Annotated in this window: 24 protein-coding genes; 18 read left to right on the top strand and 6 right to left on the bottom strand. The window is 52.1% G+C overall.

Features of this window, described 5'->3' with window-relative positions; translation table 11 throughout:
• Nucleotides 1–4 precede the first annotated feature (4 nt).
• The 12 genes from rpmD to IAE50_RS23765 all read left to right on the top strand — a co-directional run bounded on the left by rpmD (nt 5) and on the right by IAE50_RS23765 (nt 6,330).
• The gene (rpmD, locus tag IAE50_RS23820; protein ID WP_001140434.1) at nt 5–184 is read left to right on the top strand and encodes a 50S ribosomal protein L30; all 180 of its coding nucleotides are present in this window, start codon (nt 5–7) and stop codon (nt 182–184) included.
• Between the two features lie 3 nt (nt 185–187).
• Nucleotides 188–622 carry a 50S ribosomal protein L15 gene (gene rplO / locus IAE50_RS23815; RefSeq protein ID WP_023479414.1) on the top strand — a complete coding sequence of 145 codons (435 nt, stop codon included), beginning with the start codon at nt 188–190 and terminating at the stop codon, nt 620–622.
• A gap of 7 nt (nt 623–629) precedes the next feature.
• A complete protein-coding gene (gene secY / locus IAE50_RS23810; protein ID WP_007369823.1) occupies nt 630–1,961 on the top strand; it encodes a preprotein translocase subunit SecY in 1,332 nt (443 codons plus the stop codon).
• A 30-nt stretch (nt 1,962–1,991) separates the two neighbouring features.
• Nucleotides 1,992–2,108, top strand: coding sequence for a 50S ribosomal protein L36 (gene rpmJ / locus IAE50_RS23805; protein ID WP_000868187.1), 117 nt, complete (start codon nt 1,992–1,994; stop codon nt 2,106–2,108).
• A 146-nt stretch (nt 2,109–2,254) separates the two neighbouring features.
• Entirely contained in the window at nt 2,255–2,611 is a 357-nt protein-coding gene (gene rpsM / locus IAE50_RS23800; RefSeq protein ID WP_023479435.1) for a 30S ribosomal protein S13, read from the top strand.
• Between the two features lie 16 nt (nt 2,612–2,627).
• Nucleotides 2,628–3,017: a 30S ribosomal protein S11 gene (gene rpsK / locus IAE50_RS23795; RefSeq protein ID WP_002919257.1), complete on the top strand. Its 390-nt coding sequence runs from the start codon at nt 2,628–2,630 to the stop codon at nt 3,015–3,017.
• Nucleotides 3,018–3,049: 32 nt separating this feature from the next.
• Complete coding sequence (gene rpsD / locus IAE50_RS23790; protein WP_000135224.1) at nt 3,050–3,670, top strand: 30S ribosomal protein S4; 621 nt, start codon at nt 3,050–3,052, stop codon at nt 3,668–3,670.
• Nucleotides 3,671–3,695: 25 nt separating this feature from the next.
• A complete protein-coding gene (locus IAE50_RS23785) occupies nt 3,696–4,685 on the top strand; it encodes a DNA-directed RNA polymerase subunit alpha (RefSeq protein ID WP_023479415.1) in 990 nt (329 codons plus the stop codon).
• Nucleotides 4,686–4,725: 40 nt separating this feature from the next.
• Entirely contained in the window at nt 4,726–5,112 is a 387-nt protein-coding gene (gene rplQ / locus IAE50_RS23780; protein ID WP_023479432.1) for a 50S ribosomal protein L17, read from the top strand.
• Nucleotides 5,113–5,217: 105 nt separating this feature from the next.
• The gene (locus IAE50_RS23775) at nt 5,218–5,586 is read left to right on the top strand and encodes a DUF1992 domain-containing protein (RefSeq protein WP_200135698.1); all 369 of its coding nucleotides are present in this window, start codon (nt 5,218–5,220) and stop codon (nt 5,584–5,586) included.
• 2 nt (nt 5,587–5,588) lie between these two features.
• Complete coding sequence (gene zntR, locus IAE50_RS23770) at nt 5,589–6,020, top strand: Zn(2+)-responsive transcriptional regulator (RefSeq protein ID WP_200135699.1); 432 nt, start codon at nt 5,589–5,591, stop codon at nt 6,018–6,020.
• Between the two features lie 58 nt (nt 6,021–6,078).
• The gene (locus IAE50_RS23765) at nt 6,079–6,330 is read left to right on the top strand and encodes an alternative ribosome-rescue factor A (protein ID WP_200135700.1); all 252 of its coding nucleotides are present in this window, start codon (nt 6,079–6,081) and stop codon (nt 6,328–6,330) included.
• Here IAE50_RS23765 and mscL read toward each other — a convergent pair.
• From mscL to def, 5 genes are all read right to left on the bottom strand, one after another.
• Complete coding sequence (gene mscL / locus IAE50_RS23760; RefSeq protein ID WP_094422322.1) at nt 6,284–6,697, bottom strand: large-conductance mechanosensitive channel protein MscL; 414 nt, start codon at nt 6,695–6,697, stop codon at nt 6,284–6,286. The genes IAE50_RS23765 and mscL overlap by 47 nt on opposite strands.
• Before the next feature lie 143 nt (nt 6,698–6,840).
• Nucleotides 6,841–8,217, bottom strand: coding sequence for a Trk system potassium transporter TrkA (gene trkA, locus IAE50_RS23755; protein WP_023479428.1), 1,377 nt, complete (start codon nt 8,215–8,217; stop codon nt 6,841–6,843).
• A gap of 22 nt (nt 8,218–8,239) precedes the next feature.
• Nucleotides 8,240–9,529 carry a 16S rRNA (cytosine(967)-C(5))-methyltransferase RsmB gene (gene rsmB, locus IAE50_RS23750; protein ID WP_200135701.1) on the bottom strand — a complete coding sequence of 430 codons (1,290 nt, stop codon included), beginning with the start codon at nt 9,527–9,529 and terminating at the stop codon, nt 8,240–8,242.
• A 47-nt stretch (nt 9,530–9,576) separates the two neighbouring features.
• Nucleotides 9,577–10,524 carry a methionyl-tRNA formyltransferase gene (gene fmt, locus IAE50_RS23745; protein ID WP_200581500.1) on the bottom strand — a complete coding sequence of 316 codons (948 nt, stop codon included), beginning with the start codon at nt 10,522–10,524 and terminating at the stop codon, nt 9,577–9,579.
• Between the two features lie 20 nt (nt 10,525–10,544).
• On the bottom strand, nt 10,545–11,054 hold the full coding sequence (def, locus tag IAE50_RS23740) for a peptide deformylase (RefSeq protein ID WP_054804496.1): 510 nt from the start codon (nt 11,052–11,054) through the stop codon (nt 10,545–10,547).
• Nucleotides 11,055–11,183: 129 nt separating this feature from the next.
• Between def and dprA the strand changes: the two genes are divergently transcribed.
• From dprA to IAE50_RS23710, 6 genes are read left to right on the top strand one after another with little or no spacing between them, the layout of a single operon-like run.
• Nucleotides 11,184–12,308 (top strand): DNA-protecting protein DprA, encoded by a 1,125-nt coding sequence (gene dprA / locus IAE50_RS23735; protein ID WP_200581499.1) that lies wholly within the window; start codon nt 11,184–11,186, stop codon nt 12,306–12,308.
• Complete coding sequence (gene smg, locus IAE50_RS23730) at nt 12,280–12,753, top strand: DUF494 family protein Smg (protein ID WP_023479416.1); 474 nt, start codon at nt 12,280–12,282, stop codon at nt 12,751–12,753. Before dprA ends, smg begins: the two co-directional genes overlap by 29 nt.
• A 26-nt stretch (nt 12,754–12,779) precedes the next feature.
• Entirely contained in the window at nt 12,780–13,322 is a 543-nt protein-coding gene (locus IAE50_RS23725) for a type I DNA topoisomerase (protein ID WP_200135703.1), read from the top strand.
• Between the two features lie 4 nt (nt 13,323–13,326).
• Complete coding sequence (gene tsaC, locus IAE50_RS23720) at nt 13,327–13,899, top strand: L-threonylcarbamoyladenylate synthase type 1 TsaC (RefSeq protein ID WP_200135704.1); 573 nt, start codon at nt 13,327–13,329, stop codon at nt 13,897–13,899.
• A gap of 5 nt (nt 13,900–13,904) precedes the next feature.
• The gene (gene aroE / locus IAE50_RS23715) at nt 13,905–14,723 is read left to right on the top strand and encodes a shikimate dehydrogenase (protein WP_200581498.1); all 819 of its coding nucleotides are present in this window, start codon (nt 13,905–13,907) and stop codon (nt 14,721–14,723) included.
• Nucleotides 14,720–14,977 (top strand): DUF1488 domain-containing protein, encoded by a 258-nt coding sequence (locus tag IAE50_RS23710; protein ID WP_094422310.1) that lies wholly within the window; start codon nt 14,720–14,722, stop codon nt 14,975–14,977. The genes aroE and IAE50_RS23710 overlap by 4 nt, the downstream gene beginning before the upstream one ends.
• On the opposite strand, the gene IAE50_RS23705 is transcribed toward IAE50_RS23710, so the two are convergent.
• Nucleotides 14,953–15,507: a gamma carbonic anhydrase family protein gene (locus IAE50_RS23705; RefSeq protein WP_200581497.1), complete on the bottom strand. Its 555-nt coding sequence runs from the start codon at nt 15,505–15,507 to the stop codon at nt 14,953–14,955. The genes IAE50_RS23710 and IAE50_RS23705 overlap by 25 nt on opposite strands.
• Between the last annotated feature and the right edge of the window lie 283 nt (nt 15,508–15,790).

The following is a 15,790-nucleotide window of genomic DNA, read 5'->3' as shown; positions in this document are numbered from 1 at the left end:
GACCATGGCAAAGACTATTAAAATCACTCAAACCCGCAGTGCAATCGGTCGTCTGCCGAAACACAAGGCAACGCTGCTTGGCCTGGGTCTGCGTCGTATTGGGCATACTGTAGAACGCGAGGATACTCCTGCGGTTCGCGGTATGGTCAACGCGGTTTCCTTCATGGTTAAAGTTGAGGAGTAAGAGATGCGTTTAAATACTCTGTCTCCGGCCGAAGGCTCCAAAAAGGCGGGTAAACGCCTGGGTCGTGGTATCGGTTCTGGCCTCGGTAAAACCGGTGGTCGTGGTCACAAAGGTCAGAACTCTCGTTCTGGCGGTGGCGTACGTCGCGGTTTCGAGGGTGGTCAGATGCCTTTGTACCGTCGTCTGCCGAAATTCGGTTTCACTTCACGTAAAGCAATGATCACGGCAGAAGTTCGTCTGTCCGATCTGGCTAAAGTAGAAGGCGACGTAGTAGACCTGAACACGCTGAAAGCGGCTAACATTATCGGCATCCAGATCGAGTTCGCGAAAGTGATCCTGTCTGGTGAAGTATCTCGCCCGGTAACTGTTCGTGGCCTGCGTGTGACTAAAGGCGCTCGTGCTGCTATCGAAGCTGCTGGCGGTAAAATTGAGGAATAAGTAGCAGATGGCTAAGCAACCGGGATTAGATTTTCAAAGTGCCAAGGGTGGAATTGGCGAACTGAAACGCAGACTGCTGTTTGTTATCGGTGCGTTGATTGTGTTCCGTATTGGCTCTTTTATTCCGATCCCTGGTATTGATGCCGCTGTACTTGCCAAACTGCTTGAGCAACAGCGTGGCACCATCATTGAAATGTTTAACATGTTCTCTGGTGGTGCTCTCAGCCGTGCTTCTATCTTTGCACTGGGTATCATGCCGTATATTTCGGCATCGATTATTATCCAGCTGCTGACGGTCGTTCATCCGGCCTTGGCAGAGCTCAAGAAAGAAGGGGAGTCTGGTCGTCGTAAGATTAGCCAGTACACCCGTTACGGCACTCTGGTGTTGGCAATATTTCAGTCAATCGGTATTGCTACCGGTTTACCGAATATGCCTGGTATGCAGGGCCTGGTAATGAATCCAGGCTTTGCATTCTACTTCACCGCTGTTGTGAGTCTGGTCACAGGAACTATGTTCCTGATGTGGCTCGGCGAACAGATTACTGAACGTGGTATCGGCAACGGTATCTCGATCATTATCTTCGCCGGCATCGTGGCGGGTCTACCGCCAGCCATTGCCCATACTATTGAGCAAGCGCGTCAAGGCGACCTGCACTTCCTCCTGTTGCTGTTGGTTGCAGTATTAGTATTCGCAGTGACGTTCTTTGTTGTCTTCGTTGAACGTGGTCAACGCCGCATTGTGGTGAACTACGCGAAACGTCAGCAAGGTCGTCGTGTCTATGCTGCTCAGAGCACACATTTACCGCTGAAAGTGAATATGGCGGGGGTAATCCCGGCAATCTTCGCTTCCAGTATTATTCTGTTCCCGGCGACCATCGCGTCATGGTTCGGGGGCGGTACTGGTTGGAACTGGCTGACAACAATTTCGCTGTATTTGCAGCCTGGGCAACCGCTTTATGTGTTACTCTATGCGTCTGCAATCATCTTCTTCTGTTTCTTTTACACGGCGTTGGTTTTCAACCCGCGTGAAACAGCGGATAACCTGAAGAAGTCCGGTGCATTTGTACCAGGAATTCGTCCGGGAGAACAAACGGCGAAGTATATCGATAAAGTAATGACCCGCCTGACTTTAGTTGGTGCGCTTTATATTACTTTTATCTGCCTGATCCCGGAGTTCATGCGTGATGCGATGAAAGTACCGTTCTACTTCGGTGGGACCTCACTGCTTATCGTTGTTGTCGTGATTATGGACTTTATGGCTCAAGTGCAAACTCTGATGATGTCCAGTCAGTATGAGTCTGCATTGAAGAAGGCGAACCTGAAAGGCTACGGTCGATAAAGGTCGCTCGAGAAGTTACGGAGAGTAAAAATGAAAGTTCGTGCTTCCGTCAAGAAATTATGCCGTAACTGCAAAATCGTTAAGCGTGATGGCGTCATCCGCGTGATTTGCAGTGCCGAGCCGAAGCATAAACAGCGCCAAGGCTGATTATTTCGCATATTTTTCTTGCAAAGTTGGGTTGAGCTGGCTAGATTAGCCAGCCAATCTTTTGTATGTCTGTACGTTTCCATTTGAGTATCCTGAAAACGGGCTTTTCAGCATGGGGCGTGCAAATGAAATTATAGGAGTGCATAGTGGCCCGTATAGCAGGCATTAACATTCCTGATCAAAAACATGCCGTGATCGCATTAACTTCGATCTATGGTGTCGGCAAAACCCGCTCTCAAGCCATTCTGGCTGCTGCGGGCATCGCTGAGAATGTTAAGATCAGTGAGCTGTCTGAAGAACAAATCGACACGCTGCGTGACGAAGTTGCCAAATTTGTCGTTGAAGGTGATCTGCGCCGTGAAGTTAGCATGAGCATCAAGCGCCTGATGGATCTTGGTTGCTACCGCGGTTTGCGTCATCGTCGTGGTCTCCCGGTTCGCGGTCAGCGTACCAAGACCAACGCACGTACCCGTAAGGGTCCGCGCAAACCGATCAAGAAATAATCGGGGTGATTGAATAATGGCAAAGGCACCAATTCGTGCACGTAAACGTGTAAGAAAACAAGTCTCTGACGGCGTGGCTCATATCCATGCTTCTTTCAACAACACCATCGTTACTATTACTGATCGTCAGGGTAACGCACTGGGTTGGGCAACAGCCGGTGGTTCCGGTTTCCGTGGTTCTCGCAAATCTACTCCGTTCGCAGCTCAGGTTGCAGCAGAGCGTTGCGCTGAAGCCGTAAAAGAATACGGTATCAAGAATCTGGAAGTTATGGTTAAGGGACCGGGTCCAGGTCGCGAATCTACTATTCGTGCTCTGAACGCCGCTGGTTTCCGCATCACTAATATTACTGATGTGACTCCGATCCCTCACAACGGTTGTCGTCCGCCGAAAAAACGTCGCGTATAACGCTCGTTTTCTAGGATTGTTGGAGAAAGAAAATGGCAAGATATTTGGGTCCTAAGCTCAAGCTGAGCCGTCGTGAGGGCACAGACCTGTTCCTTAAGTCTGGCGTTCGCGCGATCGATACCAAGTGTAAAATTGAACAAGCTCCTGGCCAGCACGGTGCGCGTAAACCGCGTCTGTCTGACTATGGTGTGCAGTTGCGTGAAAAGCAAAAAGTTCGCCGTATCTACGGTGTGCTGGAGCGTCAGTTCCGTAACTATTACAAAGAAGCAGCACGTCTGAAAGGCAACACCGGTGAAAACCTGTTGGCTCTGCTGGAAGGTCGTCTGGACAACGTTGTATACCGTATGGGCTTCGGCGCCACTCGTGCAGAAGCACGTCAGCTGGTTAGCCATAAAGCAATCATGGTAAACGGTCGTGTTGTTAACATCGCTTCTTATCAGGTTAGTCCGAATGACGTTGTTAGCATTCGTGAGAAAGCGAAAAAGCAGTCTCGCGTGAAAGCCGCTCTGGAGCTGGCTGAGCAGCGTGAAAAGCCAACCTGGCTGGAAGTTGATGCTGGCAAGATGGAAGGCACGTTCAAGCGTAAGCCGGAGCGTTCTGATCTGTCTGCGGACATTAACGAACACCTGATCGTCGAGCTTTACTCCAAGTAAAGCTTAGTACCAAAGAGAGGACACAATGCAGGGTTCTGTGACAGAGTTTCTAAAACCGCGCCTGGTAGATATCGAGCAAGTGAGTTCGACGCACGCCAAGGTGACCCTTGAGCCTTTAGAGCGTGGCTTTGGCCATACTCTGGGTAACGCACTGCGCCGTATTCTGCTCTCATCGATGCCGGGTTGCGCGGTGACTGAGGTTGAGATTGATGGTGTACTTCATGAGTACAGCACCAAAGAAGGCGTTCAGGAAGATATCCTTGAAATCCTGCTCAACCTGAAAGGGCTGGCGGTGAGAGTTCAGGGTAAAGATGAAGTTATTCTTACTCTGAGCAAATCTGGCATTGGCCCTGTGACCGCAGCCGACATTACCCATGACGGTGATGTCGAAATCGTCAAGCCGCAGCATGTGATCTGCCACCTGACCGATGAAAACGCATCTATCAATATGCGTATCAAAGTTCAGCGCGGTCGTGGTTACGTGCCGGCGTCTGCCCGAATTCATTCGGAAGAAGATGAGCGCCCGATCGGCCGTCTGCTGGTTGATGCGTGCTACAGCCCTGTAGAGCGAATTGCCTACAATGTTGAAGCTGCACGTGTTGAACAGCGTACCGACCTGGACAAGCTGGTCATCGAAATGGAAACCAACGGCACAATCGATCCTGAAGAGGCGATTCGTCGTGCGGCAACCATTCTGGCAGAACAACTTGAAGCTTTCGTTGACTTACGTGATGTACGTCAGCCGGAAGTTAAAGAAGAGAAACCAGAGTTCGATCCGATTCTGCTGCGCCCTGTTGACGATCTGGAATTGACTGTCCGCTCTGCTAACTGCCTTAAGGCAGAAGCTATCCACTATATCGGTGATCTGGTACAGCGTACCGAGGTTGAGTTGCTGAAAACGCCGAACCTGGGTAAAAAATCTCTTACCGAGATTAAAGACGTGCTGGCTTCACGTGGTCTGTCTCTGGGCATGCGCCTTGAAAACTGGCCGCCGGCAAGCATTGCTGACGAGTAACCGGATCACAGGTTAAGGTTTTACTGAGAAGGATAAGGTCATGCGCCATCGTAAGAGTGGTCGTCAACTGAACCGCAACAGCAGCCATCGCCAGGCCATGTTCCGTAACATGGCAGGCTCTCTGGTTCGTCATGAGATCATCAAGACGACCCTGCCGAAAGCGAAAGAGCTGCGTCGCGTAGTTGAGCCGCTGATTACACTTGCTAAGACTGACAGCGTTGCTAATCGTCGTCTGGCATTCGCCCGCACTCGTGATAACGAGATCGTGGCAAAACTGTTTAACGAACTGGGCCCGCGTTTCGCGAGCCGTGCCGGTGGTTACACTCGTATTCTTAAGTGTGGCTTCCGTGCAGGTGACAACGCTCCGATGGCTTACATCGAGCTGGTTGATCGCGCTGAATCGAAAGCAGAAGCTGCTGCAGAGTAATCTGTAGTAACGTAAAAAAACCCGCCTCGGCGGGTTTTTTTATTTCTACTCTATCCTCACCCTTCTAAACTAAGCCTGTTCTTGAGTTTAACCCCGGAGGCCATCATGTGGTTACTTGATCAGTGGGCAGAACGGCATATTGTTGATGCCCAGCAAAAAGGTGAATTCGATAATCTTGCGGGTAGCGGTGAGCCGCTCACTCTGGATGATGATTCCCATGTTCCTCAGGATCTGCGCGCGGGCTATCGATTATTAAAGAATGCCGGTTATCTTCCGCCTGAACTCGAAATGCGCAAAGAGGCGGTTGAACTTGTCGATCTGCTTAGCTGTGTTGAAAACGATCCCCATCAGCGCCATGAACTTAACCGTCGTCTCGCCTTACTGGAGCTTAAGCTGCGCCAGGCTGGCGTGAGTACTGATTTTCTTCGCGGTGAGTACGCGGCCAAACTACAGCATAAAGTTAACCCGGAGTGATCATGTATCGTATTGGTGAAATTGCAAAGTTGGCCGACGTTACGCCGGACACCATTCGTTATTACGAAAAGCAGCAGATGATGGATCATGGAGGGCGTACCGAAGGTGGTTTTCGCCTTTACACCGATCACGATCTCAAACGCCTTAAGTTCATCCGCCATGCCCGCCAGTTGGGTTTCACGCTTGAGTCGATCCGCGAACTGCTATCCATCCGTGTCGATCCTGAGCATCATACCTGTCAGGAATCGAAGAGCATCGTCCAGGCGCGGCTGAGCGAAGTTGAAGCGCGCATCGAAGAGATGCAGGCCATGCGGCGTTCACTGCAGAAATTAAACGATGCCTGTTGCGGCACTGCCCACAGCAGTGTCTATTGTTCTATTCTTGAGGCACTTGAGCAGGGGCCAGCTAACATTACGGCCAACTCCCGGAGTTGATCTTCTTCATCGCGAGGTCTACACTTCGGCCGTTTTACTACACAATCTGGAGAAATACATGAGTCGCTACCAACATACAAAAGGGCAGATAAACGACAACGCCATTGAGGCACTTCTGCATGACCCGCTTTTTCGTCAGCGAGTTGAAAAGAATAAGAAAGGGAAAGGAAGTTATCTGCGGAAAAACAAACATGCAAAAAAGGGCTTTCAGGAGGCCAGTGGCAAGCAAGCGAATCGCTTATTTACCACTGGCCTTCTTAGTTTTAAACGCGGCTGTTTTGTTCTTTCAGCAGGTCGCGAATTTCACTGAGTAACACTTCTTCTTTGCTCGGGGCCGGTGGCGCTTTCGGCTCTTCAGCCTGTTTGCGTTTCAGCTTATTGATCAGTTTGATTGCCAGGAAGATCGCAAAAGCGACAATAATGAAATCAAACACGTTCTGAATGAATACGCCGTAATGCATCACAACAGCAGGCACGTCGCCCTGTGCTTCACGTAGTGTCAGCGCAAACTGTTTAAAGTCGATGCCGCCAATCAACAATCCCAGCGGTGGCATAATGATGTCGGCCACGAGTGAAGAGACGATTTTACCGAAGGCCGCACCGATAATCACACCGACTGCCAAATCGACAACATTCCCACGCATCGCGAATTCGCGAAACTCTTTTAACATACTCATAATCTTCTCCATGTGCTTTGCGTCACACTAAGTCTAACAACATACCTAACAATTTCCATTTAGGTAAATAAAATAACGAGCTCTGTTAGTCCCTTACAATAAAGTGGAAATAAGAAGGGCGCTTAAATAAGCGCCCTGAAGGATTACAGGAAGAAGGGACTGGGCTGGAAGAGCCGCTCGACATCGGTGATGTATTTTTTGTCGGTCAAAAACATAATCACGTGGTCGCCTTGCTCAATGCGCAAATTATCATTGGCGATCATGACATCATCTCCACGAACCACCGCGCCGATGATCGTACCCGGCGGCAATTTGATCTCATCAATCACTCGACCCACCACCCGAGATGTCGTTTCATCGCCGTGAGCCACCGCTTCGATCGCTTCAGCCACGCCGCGACGCAGGGAAGAAACGCCGACGATATCCGCTTTACGCACATGGCTCAGCAAGGCCGAAATGGTCGCCTGCTGCGGAGAGATGGCGATATCGATAACGCTGCCCTGGACCAGGTCAACATAGGCGCGACGCTGGATCAGCACCATCACCTTTTTTGCTCCCATCCGTTTGGCCAGCATCGCTGACATAATGTTGGCTTCATCATCGTTCGTGACGGCGATAAAGAGATCCACTTGATCAATGTGCTCTTCAGCAAGCAGCTCTTGATCCGACGCATCACCGTAAAAAACGATCGTATTCTGCAATTTCTCGGCAAGTTCCGCAGCGCGCTGTTGATCGCGCTCGATCAATTTGACGCTGTAATCCTTTTCAAGCTGATGCGCCAGCCCGGCACCGATATTCCCGCCACCGACCAGCATGATCCGCTTATAGGGTTTCTCCAGCCTTTGCAGCTCGCTCATTACCGCGCGAATATGCTGTGACGCGGCAATGAAGAAGACTTCGTCACCAGCCTCAACAATGGTCGAGCCCTGCGGGCGAATAGGCCGGTCATGACGGAAAATCGCAGCGACTCGGGTATCGATGTGCGGCATATGCTCGCGCATCGTGGAGAGCGCATTTCCAACCAGCGGCCCGCCGTAATAGGCTTTTACGACCGCCAGGCTTACTTTGCCTTCAGCAAAATTGACCACCTGCAGCGCGCCCGGGTATTCAATCAGGCGATAGATGCTGTCGATAACCAGCTGTTCTGGCGCAATCAGATGATCGATAGGCACGGCTTCGGAATGAAATAACTTATCCGCATCCCGAACATAATCGGGGGAACGGATACGCGCGATGCGGTTTGGCGTGTTAAACAGAGAAAACGCTACCTGACAGGCGACCATATTGGTCTCATCGGAGCTGGTGACCGCGACCAGCATATCTGCATCATCGGCGCCCGCTTCGCGCAGCACGCGCGGGTGCGAACCGTGGCCCTGCACAACACGTAGATCGAACTTGTCCTGCAAGCTATGCAGGCGATCGCCATTGGTATCGACAACGGTGATGTCGTTATTTTCACCGACCAGGTTTTCAGCCAGCGTGCCGCCGACCTGTCCCGCACCCAGAATAATTATCTTCATCTGCTGTGACCCGTTGTCTCTCTCACTGTTTGATTAGCTTAGCGTAAAAGAAGCCGTCGCCCTCTTCGGCACCCGGTAGCCTCTGTAGGCCTGGCGCCTCCGGTGTACCTGTCTCGCTGAGTTGCGCATCCGGGGTTCGCTTCAGAAATGCTGCGACCTGATAACTGTTCTCTTGCGGTAAAATCGAGCAGGTTGCGTAAACCAACGTACCGCCGCTTTTTAAGTGTGGCCAGATAGCATCAAGGATTTCTGCTTGCAGCTGTGCTAATTCGGAGATATCACGATCGCGACGCAGCCACTTAATATCGGGATGGCGGCGGATAACGCCCGTGGCCGAACAGGGTGCATCAATCAATATGCGATCAAACTGTTCATCGCCGCACCACTGCGCGGGGAAGCGACCATCACCCTGTTTCACCTCGGCTTTCATGCCGAGACGTTTCAGGTTGTCATAGACCCGTGACAGACGTTGTTCGTCAACATCAACTGCTAATACGCTAGCCTGCGGTGCTGCCTCAAGAATATGGGTAGTTTTACCGCCCGGTGCGGCGCACAGATCGAGAACACGCTCGCCATTCTGCGGCGCAAGGAAGGTGATGCAACCCTGGGCCGCTGCGTCCTGAACCGTTACCCAGCCTTCGCTGAACCCCGGCAGAGACATTACCGGCGCTGCATTTGCCAGGCGTACTGCGTCAGGGTAATCGCTATGAGTGAAACCCTGTTGCCCGCTCTCTTCGAGCAGTGCCAGCCAGCCATCACGCGTATGGTGCTGGCGATTGACGCGCAGCCACATCGGCGGGCGTTGATTACTGGCTTCAACGATCTCTGACCACTGCTGCGGATAGGCTTGTTGCACACGCTTTAACAGCCATGCCGGGAAAAGATAACGATTTTCGCTATTGGCGAACTCGGCCAGAAGCTCTTCCTGCTGGCGCTGGAACTGACGCAGCACGCCATTAATCAGCCCTTTCAACTGGGGGCGTTTGATGACCACTGCGCCTTCAACGGTTTCTGCCAGCGCTGCGTGAGCCGGAATGCGCGTATGCAGCAGTTGGTATAACCCAACCATAATGAGGTAGTGTACCGTCCGCTGTTTACCCGTCATTGGCCGTGACATGAGCTTATTAATAAGCCAGTCCAGCTGCGGCATAACGCGCAGCACGCCGAAGCAGAGCTCCTGCAGCAGTGCCTTATCTTTATCAGTCACTTTCTGTTGTAACGGCGGCAGGATATTGCTGAGCGATTGCCCTTGTTCAATAACCTGTTCAACTGCCTGCGCAGCCATGCTGCGTAAATTCATCTGTTTTTTCATAACCACAAAAATAAAAATGCCCGGCAGAACCGGGCTTAAATACGAGATCAGGCCAGACGGTTGCCTGGCACAAACCATTCCCGCCGCGAATTCAACAGATCCTGCGCGCTCATCGCTTTTTTACCAGCAGGCTGCAGCGTCTCAAGATTAAGTATGCCTTCTGCGGTTGCAACCTGAATCCCGGATTTCGATGCTTCAACAATCGTGCCGGGGTCAGCCTGCGTAGAAGAGGGAAGCACAGAGGCTTTCCATACCTTGACCGGCTGCTCATCAACCATAAACCAGCTCATCGGCCACGGGTTGAATGCGCGAATGCAGCGCTCAAGTTGTTCTGCGCTTAAGGACCAGTCCATACGCGCCTCGTCTTTACTAAGCTTCTCAGCATAGGTGACCAACTCTTCATTCTGGACTTGCGGCTGGGCACTACCCTGCGCTAATTGCTGCAGCGTTTCGATGAGACCCTGCGGCCCAAGCGCCGCCAGTTTGTCGTACAGCGTGGCGCTGGTATCTTCAGGCGTTATCGGGCAGGCCAGTTTATAAAGCATGTCGCCGGTATCGAGACCTACATCCATCTGCATGATGGTGACGCCTGTTTGCGCATCGCCAGCCCATAGCGCACGCTGAATCGGTGCCGCACCGCGCCAGCGCGGCAGTAAGGAGCCATGCACGTTAATGCAGCCAAGACGTGGCATATCGAGCACGGCTTTAGGCAAAATAAGCCCATAAGCCACGACCACCATCACATCAGCATTCAGTTCGGCGACCAGCTGTTGGTTTTCCGGCTGCCGTAAAGAGGCCGGTTGAAACACGGGCAAGCCTTTCTCTTCCGCCAGCACTTTTACCGGGCTGGGCATCAGTTTTTTACCCCGGCCAGCAGGGCGATCGGGTTGGGTAAAGACCCCTACGATCTGGTGTTCAGAAGAGAGCAGCGCGTCCAGATGACGCGCTGCAAAATCAGGAGTGCCGGCAAAAATAATACGTAGAGAATCTGACACGTTTATCCTTTTCTGCCCGCTTAAGCGCGGCCGTTCATACGATCCAGTTTTTCGACTTTCTGACGAATACGCTGGCGTTTCAGCGGAGACAGATAATCGATAAAGAGTTTACCGACCAGATGATCCATTTCATGCTGAATACAAATGGCCAGCAGACCATCAGCTTCAAGTTCAAACGACTTGCCATTACGATCCAGTGCGCGGATTTTCACTTTTTCCGCTCGCGGAACAAGGGCGCGTTGCTCCGGAATAGAGAGGCAACCCTCTTCAATACCCGTTTCGCCGCTCTTTTCCAGCAATTCCGGGTTGATCAACACCAGTTGCTCATCGCGATTTTCTGACACATCAATCACGATAATTCGCTGATGAATATCAACCTGCGTCGCCGCAAGACCGATGCCCTCTTCGGCGTACATCGTTTCGAACATATCATCAACGATACGTTGAATATCCGCATTCACTTCTTTTACCGGATCGGCGACTTTGCGAAGCCGCTCGTCCGGAATATGTAACACATGCAAAACTGCCATAAATATCCAGAGTTGTGTTCAGGAGTTGTAAAGAATATGCCCTCTATTCTAGACAAATCCCCTGGCGATTGACAGCATCAGTGACCGATCGCAAGGATTGCCGATACGGCTTATGGCAAGGGAGAGGGAATGACATCCACGGAAATTTGGCTACGTCTGGTACAGGTTGGCGACCTCTCTGGCGACAAGTGGCTGAGTATCGCGCAGCAGCTGGAGAGAAGCAGTGCGATGACGGCTGCTGACCTGCAGGTTTTGGGCATGACGGTTGCGCAGACGCGCCGCTTTTTTTCCCTTTCGGCACGGGAACTCGATCGTTGTCTTACATGGCTGGCGGATGCTCAACATCACCTTATTACTGCCAGCGATGCGGCTTATCCTGAACCGTTGCGCGCCATTGCTGATTACCCGGGCGCGCTGTTTGTTAAAGGCGATATCGCGGTTTTGAAATCCCAACAATTAGCCGTCGTCGGTAGCCGGGCGCACTCATGGTATGGCGAACGTTGGGGACGCCTCTTTTGTGAATCGCTCGCGCGTGCGGGCTTAACCATTACCAGCGGAATGGCGCTGGGAATTGACAGCGTCGCTCATCGCGCTGCAATAAGCGTTGGGGGGAGAAGCATCGGCGTGCTGGGTAATGGGCTCTTTAGCCTCTATCCGCGCAGACACACTGCCCTGGCTTCCCAGTTGCTGGAGCAGGGTGGGGCGCTGGTCTCCGAGTTTCCGTTATCAGCCACCCCGAAGCCGGGACATTTTCCCCGTCGTAACCGGATTATTAGCGGACTTAGCCGGGCAGTATTTGTGATCGAGGCCGCATTACGCAGCGGTTCGCTGGTGACGGCCCGGCTCGCGCTTGAGCAAGGGAGAGACGTTTTTGCCTTACCGGGGGCCGTTGGCAGCCCCGGCAGCGAGGGGCCGCACTGGCTATTAAAGCAGGGCGCGACGCCCGTTACATCGCCTGAAGAGATCCTCGAACATTTGCAATATGGGCTAAATTGGGTGGCGGAAACACACGAAAATGCAAATTATCCTCCAGAAGGCGAACAGGCGGCATTGCCATTTCCTGAGCTCCTGGCTAACGTAGGAGATGAGGTAACACCTGTTGACGTCGTCGCTGAACGTGCCGGCCAACCTGTGCCAGTGGCAGTTGCTCAATTGCTTGAACTGGAGTTAGCAGGATGGATCGCAGCTGTACCCGGCGGCTATGTCCGATTGAGGAGGGCAAGCCATGTTCGACGTACTAATGTACTTGTTTGAGACTTACATCCATAACGAAGCTGAATTGCGTGTGGATCAGGACAAACTGGAACGGGATCTTACCGACGCCGGATTTGATCGTGAGGATATCTACAACGCGCTTATGTGGCTGGAAAAGCTGGCTGATTATCAGGAAGGCCTCGCCGAACCGATGCAGCTTGCTTCTGATCCACTCTCCTTACGCATCTATACCGCAGAAGAGAGTGAAAGGCTGGATGCCAGTTGCCGGGGATTCCTGTTATTCCTGGAGCAGATTCAGGTGCTAAACCTCGAAACACGGGAAATGGTGATTGAGCGTGCGCTGGCGCTGGATAACGCAGAGTTCGAGCTGGAAGATCTTAAATGGGTCATCCTGATGGTGCTCTTCAATATTCCAGGGTGTGAAAACGCCTACCAGCAAATGGAAGAATTACTCTTTGAAGTGAATGAAGGTATGCTGCATTAACTGTTTTTGCAGCTTCAAGAGTTGTTATGACCAAATCAGCACTATTTACTGTGCGTAATAATGAGCCCTGCCCACAATGCGGGGCTGAACTTGTCATTCGCTCCGGGAAACACGGTCCGTTTCTCGGTTGCTCTCATTATCCGGAGTGCGATTATGTACGTCCCCTGAAAAGTCAGGCAGACGGCCATATCGTTAAAGTTCTGGATGGTCAGTTATGTCCTCTGTGCAGTGCCGAGCTGGTGCTACGCCAGGGGCGCTTCGGTATGTTTATCGGATGCAGTCAGTATCCGGCCTGCGAACACACCGAACTGATCGATAAGCCTGATGAAACGGCTATTGGTTGTCCGCAATGCCAGAGCGGGCACCTTGTCCAGCGTCGTTCGCGTTACGGCAAAACCTTCTACTCCTGCGATCGCTATCCTGATTGCCAGTTTGTCATTAACTCCAGACCGATAGCGGGTGAGTGCCCGGTATGTCACTACCCGTTGCTGACAGAGAAGAAAACCGCGCAGGGCGTCAAATGTTTCTGTGCCAATAAACAATGTGGAAAGCTGCTCCCAGCGGAATAAACTCGTGAAGAATAACCTGCCAAAAGATCCCATCGCCACCATGGTGAAGATCCTGAAAAAAGAAGAAGTCATCGCTTATCCAACAGAAGCCGTTTTCGGCGTCGGTTGCGATCCGGACAGTGAAACCGCCGTTCATCGCCTGCTTGAACTCAAGCAGCGGCCTGTCGAGAAAGGGCTAATTTTGATTGCTGCTAATTTTGCGCAACTGAAACCCTATATTGATGACAGCATGCTGTCAGACACTCAACGTCAGGCAATCTTTGCCTGCTGGCCAGGTCCGGTGACTTTTGTATTTCCGGCAAAACCAACCACGCCGCGCTGGCTCACTGGACGCTTTGATTCCCTTGCCGTGCGAGTCACCGACCATCCGCTGGTGGTTGAGCTGTGCGAGGCTTATGGCAAACCTCTGGTATCGACGAGCGCCAACTTATCCGGTCTGCCGCCGTGCAGAACCGCCCAGGAAGTTGTCGCCCAGTTCGGACCAGATTTCCCGGTTGTCGATGTACCGACTGGCGGCCGGCAGAATCCCTCCGAAATCCGTGATGCACTCACCGGTGAACTCTTCCGACAGGGGTAAATAGCATGGAACCGTACGTCGTTTTTGGAAATCCTGTCGCGCACAGCAAGTCGCCACTTATACATCAGCAATTCGCCAGCCAGCTGCAAATCGATCACCCCTATGGGAAAGCACTCGCCCCCGTCGATAATTTTGTTAATACGCTAAACGCTTTTTTTGATAATGGAGGCAAGGGAGCAAATGTCACCGTGCCTTTTAAAGAAGAGGCTTTTGCGCGTGCGGATGAGCTAACGGAACGCGCTGCGCTGGCAGGGGCAGTTAACACCCTTAAACGACTCGATGATGGGCGCTTGCTCGGTGATAACACCGATGGCATAGGGCTCTTAAGCGATCTGCAACGGCTGGCATTTATCCGCCCCGGTTCGCGCGTTCTGCTGGTGGGCGCGGGTGGTGCGGCGCGTGGGGTGATCTTGCCCCTATTATCACTCGATTGTGCTTTAACTATCACCAACCGCACCTGGTCTCGCGCACAAACGTTAGCTGAGCTCTTTGCCCATACCGGAAGCATAGAGGCGGCGGAGATGGAGTCGCTTGTAGAGCGGGGGTTTGATCTCATCATCAATGCGACTTCAAGCGGAATGGGGGGCGATATTCCGGCGCTACCGCAAGCAATTATTCACCCGCAGACTTACTGCTACGATATGTTTTATCAGAAAGGCAATACACCGTTCCTGGCCTGGTGCGAAAAGCTAGGCGCCGTGAACCGCGCAGACGGCCTCGGAATGCTGGTGGGGCAAGCGGCGCACGCTCTCTTTTTATGGCATGGCGTATTGCCAGAAGTTGAACCTGTTATCGCAGTGCTTAAACAGGAGCTGGCGAAATGAACCAGGCAATCCAGTTTCCCGATCGTGAAGAGTGGCATGACTCCACACAGGCGATCGTTTTTCCCGCGCTGGTTAACGGCATGCAGATGATGTGTGCAATAAAGAGCTCAGTAGTGGCGCAGCGTTTCGGTGGCAATACGCCAGAGGATTACCTTTCGCTTTTTCGCCAGCATCGCTGGGATCTGGAAGAGGAGGCGGAGCAGTGCATCCGCCGCCAGGAAGAGGACGATCAGGGCGTAATCTGGCTCTCCTGAGTAAGATACTCATCCTTCCATTTCACATAATTATTGGCCGAGTATTTCAAACCTTCGATTTCGGCCTCCGTCAGGGGGCGAATCTGTTTTACCGGGCTGCCCAGATAAAGGTAGCCGCTCTCCAGACGCTTATTCTGTGGTACCAGGCTACCTGCGCCAATCATGACCTCATCTTCAATCACGGCTCCATCCAGCACAATTGATCCCATCCCGACCAGCACGCGATGACCGATGGTGCAGCCATGCAGCATGACTTTATGACCCACCGTGACATCTTCTCCTATAAGCAGTGGATTGCCTTCAGGGTTATAGGAGGACTTATGCGTAACGTGCAGAACGCTACCGTCCTGAATATTTGTGCGTGCGCCAATCTCTACATAATTGACGTCACCCCGAATCACTACCAGCGGCCAAATGCCGACATCCTCTGCCATTCTTACATCGCCAACGACGACGCTGGTGGGATCAACCATGACGCGTTGACCAATAGTTGGGAAAAGATCCTTATAAGGACGCAGTACAGTAGACATAACACCTCACTTCAATCGGGCCAGAGCTATCACTTTGATCGCCGGATCCGGCTTCTGCAACTGTTTTATGGTGCATAAACTGTGCAGATCGCATGAGATCTCAGCGAAAAGGGCGAAAAAACAGCAGTCGGAAAAAAAGATCGCAAAAAGACTTGTGCTAAAAAATGGGATCCCTATAATGCGCCTCCGTTGACACGACAACGTGAATCACTTCACCAGATAGTCGCTTCAACGGAAGAGAAAAAATCCTGAAATTCAGGGTTGACTCTGAAAGAGGAAAGCG

It is taken from the genome of Kosakonia sp. S42 (genome assembly GCF_016624785.1).
Lineage (GTDB): Bacteria > Pseudomonadota > Gammaproteobacteria > Enterobacterales > Enterobacteriaceae > Kosakonia > Kosakonia cowanii.
The sequence above is the reverse complement of the archived record's forward strand: the minus strand, read 5'-3'. Positions and strand labels throughout refer to the sequence as shown.

Coding starts and splice junctions, on each gene's coding strand:
- IAE50_RS23785 (WP_023479415.1), top strand. CDS start 3,696: ATGCAGGGTTCTGTGACAGAGTTTCTAAAACCGCGCCTGGTAGATATC.
- mscL (WP_094422322.1), bottom strand. CDS start 6,697: ATGAGTATGTTAAAAGAGTTTCGCGAATTCGCGATGCGTGGGAATGTT.
- dprA (WP_200581499.1), top strand. CDS start 11,184: ATGACATCCACGGAAATTTGGCTACGTCTGGTACAGGTTGGCGACCTC.
- zntR (WP_200135699.1), top strand. CDS start 5,589: ATGTATCGTATTGGTGAAATTGCAAAGTTGGCCGACGTTACGCCGGAC.
- rplO (WP_023479414.1), top strand. CDS start 188: ATGCGTTTAAATACTCTGTCTCCGGCCGAAGGCTCCAAAAAGGCGGGT.
- IAE50_RS23710 (WP_094422310.1), top strand. CDS start 14,720: ATGAACCAGGCAATCCAGTTTCCCGATCGTGAAGAGTGGCATGACTCC.
- rpsK (WP_002919257.1), top strand. CDS start 2,628: ATGGCAAAGGCACCAATTCGTGCACGTAAACGTGTAAGAAAACAAGTC.
- rpmD (WP_001140434.1), top strand. CDS start 5: ATGGCAAAGACTATTAAAATCACTCAAACCCGCAGTGCAATCGGTCGT.
- trkA (WP_023479428.1), bottom strand. CDS start 8,217: ATGAAGATAATTATTCTGGGTGCGGGACAGGTCGGCGGCACGCTGGCT.
- rpsD (WP_000135224.1), top strand. CDS start 3,050: ATGGCAAGATATTTGGGTCCTAAGCTCAAGCTGAGCCGTCGTGAGGGC.
- IAE50_RS23705 (WP_200581497.1), bottom strand. CDS start 15,507: ATGTCTACTGTACTGCGTCCTTATAAGGATCTTTTCCCAACTATTGGT.
- rplQ (WP_023479432.1), top strand. CDS start 4,726: ATGCGCCATCGTAAGAGTGGTCGTCAACTGAACCGCAACAGCAGCCAT.
- IAE50_RS23765 (WP_200135700.1), top strand. CDS start 6,079: ATGAGTCGCTACCAACATACAAAAGGGCAGATAAACGACAACGCCATT.
- IAE50_RS23775 (WP_200135698.1), top strand. CDS start 5,218: ATGTGGTTACTTGATCAGTGGGCAGAACGGCATATTGTTGATGCCCAG.
- secY (WP_007369823.1), top strand. CDS start 630: ATGGCTAAGCAACCGGGATTAGATTTTCAAAGTGCCAAGGGTGGAATT.
- rsmB (WP_200135701.1), bottom strand. CDS start 9,529: ATGAAAAAACAGATGAATTTACGCAGCATGGCTGCGCAGGCAGTTGAA.
- rpmJ (WP_000868187.1), top strand. CDS start 1,992: ATGAAAGTTCGTGCTTCCGTCAAGAAATTATGCCGTAACTGCAAAATC.
- aroE (WP_200581498.1), top strand. CDS start 13,905: ATGGAACCGTACGTCGTTTTTGGAAATCCTGTCGCGCACAGCAAGTCG.
- smg (WP_023479416.1), top strand. CDS start 12,280: ATGTTCGACGTACTAATGTACTTGTTTGAGACTTACATCCATAACGAA.
- def (WP_054804496.1), bottom strand. CDS start 11,054: ATGGCAGTTTTGCATGTGTTACATATTCCGGACGAGCGGCTTCGCAAA.
- IAE50_RS23725 (WP_200135703.1), top strand. CDS start 12,780: ATGACCAAATCAGCACTATTTACTGTGCGTAATAATGAGCCCTGCCCA.